Origin of the sequence: Rhizobium sp. BK650 (assembly GCF_014195325.1) — a bacterium.
Lineage (GTDB): Bacteria > Pseudomonadota > Alphaproteobacteria > Rhizobiales > Rhizobiaceae > Rhizobium.
Window position 1 is genome coordinate 1 of the sequence record NZ_JACIBK010000030.1, and the last position, 5,684, is coordinate 5,684.

The 5,684-nt window shown below is 57.4% G+C and carries 3 protein-coding genes and 1 pseudogene; 1 reads left to right on the forward strand and 3 read right to left on the reverse strand.

All coding sequences use genetic code 11. The annotated features are described in order from the left end of the window. The 3 genes from FHX15_RS30825 to FHX15_RS30695 form a co-directional block, all read right to left on the reverse strand. The coding region (locus tag FHX15_RS30825; RefSeq protein WP_210290909.1) for a hypothetical protein at window positions 1–251 on the reverse strand (251 nt) is incomplete at its 3' end. Between the two features lie 594 nt (window positions 252–845). Beyond that, a complete protein-coding gene (locus FHX15_RS30690; RefSeq protein ID WP_184402084.1) occupies window positions 846–2,819 on the reverse strand; it encodes an AI-2E family transporter in 1,974 nt (657 codons plus the stop codon). 1,429 nt (window positions 2,820–4,248) lie between these two features. Further along, window positions 4,249–4,557 (reverse strand): hypothetical protein, encoded by a 309-nt coding sequence (locus tag FHX15_RS30695; protein ID WP_184402085.1) that lies wholly within the window; start codon window positions 4,555–4,557, stop codon window positions 4,249–4,251. A gap of 448 nt (window positions 4,558–5,005) precedes the next feature. Between FHX15_RS30695 and FHX15_RS30700 the strand changes: the two are divergent. Beyond that, window positions 5,006–5,534, forward strand: a pseudogene (locus tag FHX15_RS30700) (hypothetical protein); the annotation flags it as partial. Between the last annotated feature and the right edge of the window lie 150 nt (window positions 5,535–5,684).

Here is a 5,684-nt window from a genome sequence, read left to right on the forward strand (position 1 = left end):
AGTGTTTCATGCGAGTCTCCTTCGAGGATGGGGCTCAAATATTGAGCGTCATTCGAAGAACGAAGGCGAGCAATTACGTCATCGTGTCCAAAATTGGCTCTGACCCATATTTGGTACATTTCTCTCATGTTGCGCCAAACGCCCCGGCGCGAACCACAAAAGCCCTGAGTTCTCAAACGCCGCCACAGCTCAGTGCTGTTCCGCTTGCCAGTAGTCCATTGCGCGTCGAGCCATTCGAGATAGGTCTCCAACGAGCTTTCTCTGGATCGAAAGACATCGTTTCGTTGCCCTCTGAGCCTGGCGAACCAAGCCACGGCTATGACCGGTATGGCGCACAATTTCTTTGGTCGTGACACCCTCATTTGCCAGCGTCATGATGGCCGCGTTGGTCTGTTCGCGCCGGAGATCGCGTTAGCAGCTTCGGATTGACGCGCGTTGCTCCGAGGGTCTTGCGGATTTGCGGCATCGGTTTGGACGGCGTCCAGGAACGCACGGCTGGCGTTCTCCATCAAATGCCATCGATCAGCGGCCTGCACTGCATCAGACAATGCCCCTGCGGCCGCCAGCCCGTAAGCGCCTCTACGATCGCGGGCAATTGACGTTCTCTCGTTAAATTAAGCCATTTGGAAATGGAATTCTCCCTTCTTCCCTTCAGGGATCATAAGGGGAAAATTTCCGGCTCCCGCTGAAGGTTCCAGATCAATCAAGGAACGGACGCATGAAGAGCGGCTCCTGGCGTTCTCCGTTCTCGTTCTGCCGCTCCGAGACGCATTGGAGCCGACGTAGTAAACCAGAATTTCTCGTTCCATCACATCTGTTCCGGCATATCCGGGCAAGACTTGCCGCTAAATCCTGGACGGCGTGGCGGTTATGCCTGTCTTGTTCGAGGACCGCCTGGTACGAATCTTGCGCGCGGGCGTCACCAATGATGGTGGTGCGTCGGCGAGTGCCTCTCGCGCAGCCGAGGTCAAGGTTGTGGCAACGAAATCCGCCTGCTCAAGCGCGGGCGGTTGCTCTTCCTCGTGATTTTCCACCCAGAGGACCGCGCCGACGCGAATGGCTGGGTACATGCGCTTGAACCGACGAACAAGTATGGTGGCGTGCCTTGTCGAGTCCTTGTTTAGGAAGCAAACTACGATGGCGTTCGATTGTTTAGGAACAAGGCTCATGGCACGATTGGGGATGTCAGAATGCCTCGCTGAGACCACCTCGGCTCCCTGTACCTGAAGAATCTGGGCAAGCATCGCAGCCGACGCGTCGTCGAGCGAGCCCCTGCCTCCGACGCAAAAGACGGTCTTGCCACGTCCATCAGGTAGTTCGCTTTCATCTCCATTCCGTTCCTCAAGGGGGGTGCTGGGCCGACCTGCCGCTTCCGTCTCCTTCTGTTCGTCTTCCTCTTCCTCCGCGATTTCCCCGAGGTTCGAGACCAGTGTGATGGCGGTCCCAAACACCTGTTCCATCTGCTCCGCGGTCAAGACGCCTCGACGCCTATCTTTCTCCGCCAGTAGGAGGGCTGGAATGGCAACCTTGCCATAGTAATCCTCCAGATAGTCCTCCTCGAGGAATTCCTCAGCGTAGTCGGTCGCCTCATCAGGATCGCCGGCAAGAAGCCGCTGGTACAGCCGCTCCTTGGGATCGAGCACCGGGTCACTACCAAAAACGACCTCAAGGAATTCGAACTGCGGGACATACCGGCCCAACACTGCAAGACACACGGTCAGCGGCGTGGAAAGCACAAGACCGACTGGTCCCCACAGCCATGCCCAAAAAATCGCCGCGACGATGATTGCTAGCGGAGAGAGGCCGGTACGAGAACCATAGAGCCAGGGCTCGATGACGTTATTGCTGGTCAATTCCAGCACGACGAAAATGGCCGCAACCCAGAGAACAAGGCTCCAGCCAGGGTCTACTGCAAAGGCAAGGAACAGCGGCAGAACTGTAGCGATGACAGGCCCGATATAGGGGACAAATCGAAGGACGATGGCCAGCATCCCCCACAGCGCTGGATTTGGAATGCCAACCGCCCACAGTCCAAAAGCCAATGGAACGCCGTAGGCGCAGTTCACCACCAACTGCATAAGAAGATACTGTGCGACGCGGCTTCCCGCCTCCTGGATGGCTTCTGTTGTGCGATGCAGATCGCCATAGCCAACGAGCCGGATAAAGCGATCGCGAAGCTCTTCCCGTTCCAACAGCATGAATATTACCACGACGATGATCAAACCCAATGAGGCGATAGGACCAAGCAGAGGACCAATCAGGCCAGTAAGCGTTTCAATTGGTCTACTCGGCGCGAATATCTCGACGAGCACAGGCTCCCTTGTTCTGGATGCGCTACCGGGAGCAACTGGGCGCTCCTCCACATTGCTGAGCTCACGACCGACGCTTTCAACGACGGACGTCAGGCGCCGCACAATGCCGCTATCCGTTCCACCTTCCTGGAGAGACCGGATTTTCGCTATGATATTGCCCTGGTAGGCCGGAAGGTTCTGAACAACTTCGGCAATGTGTCCCGCTACGACAAGCCCGAACAGGACAAGGACAAGAAAAGCGAGCACGACAGTGATGATGACCGCCGCAATACGAGGCAGGCCAAGCTTTCGAAGACGGGAGGAAATGGGGGCCAAGGCGAACGTCAACAGGACTGCGATTGCCAGAGGTAGAAGTACTTCCTTGCCGAAATACAGAATAGCAATAACAGCGAGTACACTCGCGAAGGCAGGCATGCGCGAAGAGGATGGCGAGGTCGAATATACGCGTCGGGGGCCGAGGTCTTTTTCCAATTCCGCCTCCGTGACCTTGGCGTTGCCCGAAGACATCGATGTGTCGATCGCTCTCGCCAAGTCTTTGCAATTAGGGCGCAGTGCGGCCTCGGCAATGGTTGTGACGTACCGCCCTTGACAGCCTTAGGGCATCATGTGCGGAGGTGACCGCATGGAGAGAGACCGCCAGCAAAAGGCCACTACAAATGTCGACGAGGAGCAGCCGGATTCTTTCACGATGGCTGACCGAAAATGTCGCGAGCGAGCACTGTGACAGCCACGTCCAGAAGCCGAAAACAGAACCGAGCCCGTGTCGCAGGTGATCAGAACCACAAGTGAGGGGGGAAGACCGGAGGTAAGCTGTTTCGACCGACGCGGAGGAAGACCGTCAAGACGTGGGTAGCAGCCGCAAGAAAGTCGAGGAGGAACCGAACGGCGCTTAGAGTTGGGCCGTTGCGAGGATGGCCAAATAAAAACGTTACCGCGTAACGGTCGAATTGAAGCAGTCGACGTCTGCAGGAGTGAGAGGGGCCTTCAGGGAATAGTTCACGACCAGGGCGGCCAAGGGTCGCATGATGGGCAGAGCCACGATCGAGCACCACCTAGTGCGGGTGCGCAGGCATGTTGCTCAGAAACAGCATCACGTTGCCTGACAACGTGAGATTATTGCCGATATCAAGGAGCGAGGCGCAGACCTGGCTGAGGGCAGAGCGCCTTCCGCAAGTGACCCCAGCAGCCGCTGTGCTGTCAGCCATCCCGCCGTAGTTCATCCTGTTTTCCTATCGCTGTCGATACGGCACAGTACTCCCGACGGAGACAGTCAGCCTCGCCTATTGTCAGGCCGGGTGACCCGACGGCTGCGTCGTCGGCACCGCGCCTTCGGTCGCGGCGGCCAACTAACTGCGTGGAGGGGCAACCTCGGTCATCTCGTAACGAATGCGCCTGAAAGACAATCTACTTGTTGCCACGGTGTCATTGTGCGGCTTCACGAACTCTGCCGCGATCACGCCCGGATCGACGTCGGTGTCCCTGCCGTCGGGCCTTTCACCCGGCCCAATGCCCATCACAAGCCTTGGGGCACGCTGAATTCATTGGTCGCGACCGGCAGCCGCGAGGCGTCTGCATCCGAAAAAAACCTGACCGCGTCGGGCAATCCGGCGCCGTGAAACGGTTGCCAAGACAGCCGAGCTCAGTTTCAGTGACTCCGGATTGATTGAGATGAATGGATGGCGCGCCGAGGTTCTCAATCATGTGCCCTATCTTCGTCGCGCCGTGGATCGGAACGATGAATGGCCCTTGGGCAAGCAACCACGCGAGCACGAACCTGACCGACGCAGACGTGATTTCGCTCAGCCCAAGTCCTGTTCCAAGAGAGCGAGGTGTTTAGTAGGTTCTCGTGCCCGAAGCGACCTGCGATGCCTCGGACGTTGCTGGTAAAGAAGTCGATGCGAGCGGCGCGACAGCCTGCTTCAAGTAAGTTATCTGTTCAAGCACCGGTAGGCGGCTCGACCATAACGACTGAACGGATCCCCTGAACCCGCTTGCGATTTTTTTCGAACTCCTCCGATGATTTCGAGGACAGTGGCGCTTTTCCAAAGTGCCGGCTGAGTTCGATGGAAAGGGCGGCCGGCGAGGTCATTCCATCATGATAAAGGTGGAACAGTAGTTTGACGGCAATGTTGTAATTTTTCGGATTTGCGAAGCTACTGGTGGAATCGTACCCTGCGTCGTCAAGGACGCCTTGCAATACAGCCAGTTCAGAGGTTCGCACAGAGATGTTGGGATTGGAAGACATGCTGTCCTCCTTCAATTTGGGGCGAAGGCAACGATCGACCTCCACTCAGCAGCGCCCTGAGACACAGCTACTGAAGACCTACCATGCGCCCAATCAATACGGCCGGCAAGCGGAATAATTCGGGATGAGTAGAAAGCCGTCCAGCATGTGCGTTCCAGTGATCATTCTCGCAATTTCCCGATCGACAGTCACAGCAGCAAAAGGACCAGAACGCACCCAGGTTGTATCGACAAATGGCTGCTGTCTCTTCCAGCTAGGTGAACAATCGACGGCGAGATCCTTGTTATTTCGGTCCTCGGAGGCCAATTGATGCCGCGACTCATGGCGCCTGGGTCAATGCCAACTCGCTAATAACGGATTTCATCTAGCAGCGTCCCTATGGCGGCGGGCATGTCCCTGAAATGCGATCAATTTTTCACGCTCGTCATCTTTCCACGGCTTCGCCGGCCTTGCCTATAATTCCTTGCTGCAGCCTTCCTATGCGGATTTCATCCGCAGTCGCTTTTGGCAGTCGGCATCGATGCGGAGATCCTCAGATTCGACCTCGCGACCTTCCTGAAGCCCCTTTACACGGATCGCGCCTTCGACCTGGTGATCGAATCGCTCTCCAACACGTTCGATCCGACGCTCGGGGTGCAACGCGCCTACTGGTCGAAGAACTTCAAGATCGGCCTCGTGTTTTCCAACGCCAGTCACTATGCCAACCCCGAGGTCGACAGGCTTCTCGAGGCCGCTGCCGTCGAGCCTGACGAGGTCAAGCGGCGCGATCTTTGGTACCAGTTCCAGCGCATCATTCACGAGGACGCCGTCTCGGTCGATCTCGTCGCCGCTGGGGCGCAGATCATTGCCAGCAAGAAGGTCGGCAATTTGCGCCGGGAGCGCAGGGTATCAACAACAGTTTCGGCCAGATATGGCTGAGTCTGATGCCTGATCTGGCTACCCGGCCCGCGCGGGCCGGCCGGTTGCTCGAATCTTAGATTTCAGATGCGCCCTGCCTCCAGGCGGGCGAGAGCATTTTTCGCTGCGATTGCCCGAACCATGTGGTTCTGCGGCGCATGCGAGCGGCCGGTGATCGCATCGCGATGGTGGCGTTCCAGGCCGAAATCGCGATTGAGCCCGGGATTGCC

Excerpts from the sequence above, each read along its gene's own strand:
- FHX15_RS30690 (WP_184402084.1), bottom strand. The coding sequence starts at position 2,819 with ATGTCTTCGGGCAACGCCAAGGTCACGGAGGCGGAATTGGAAAAAGAC.
- FHX15_RS30695 (WP_184402085.1), bottom strand. The coding sequence starts at position 4,557 with ATGTCTTCCAATCCCAACATCTCTGTGCGAACCTCTGAACTGGCTGTA.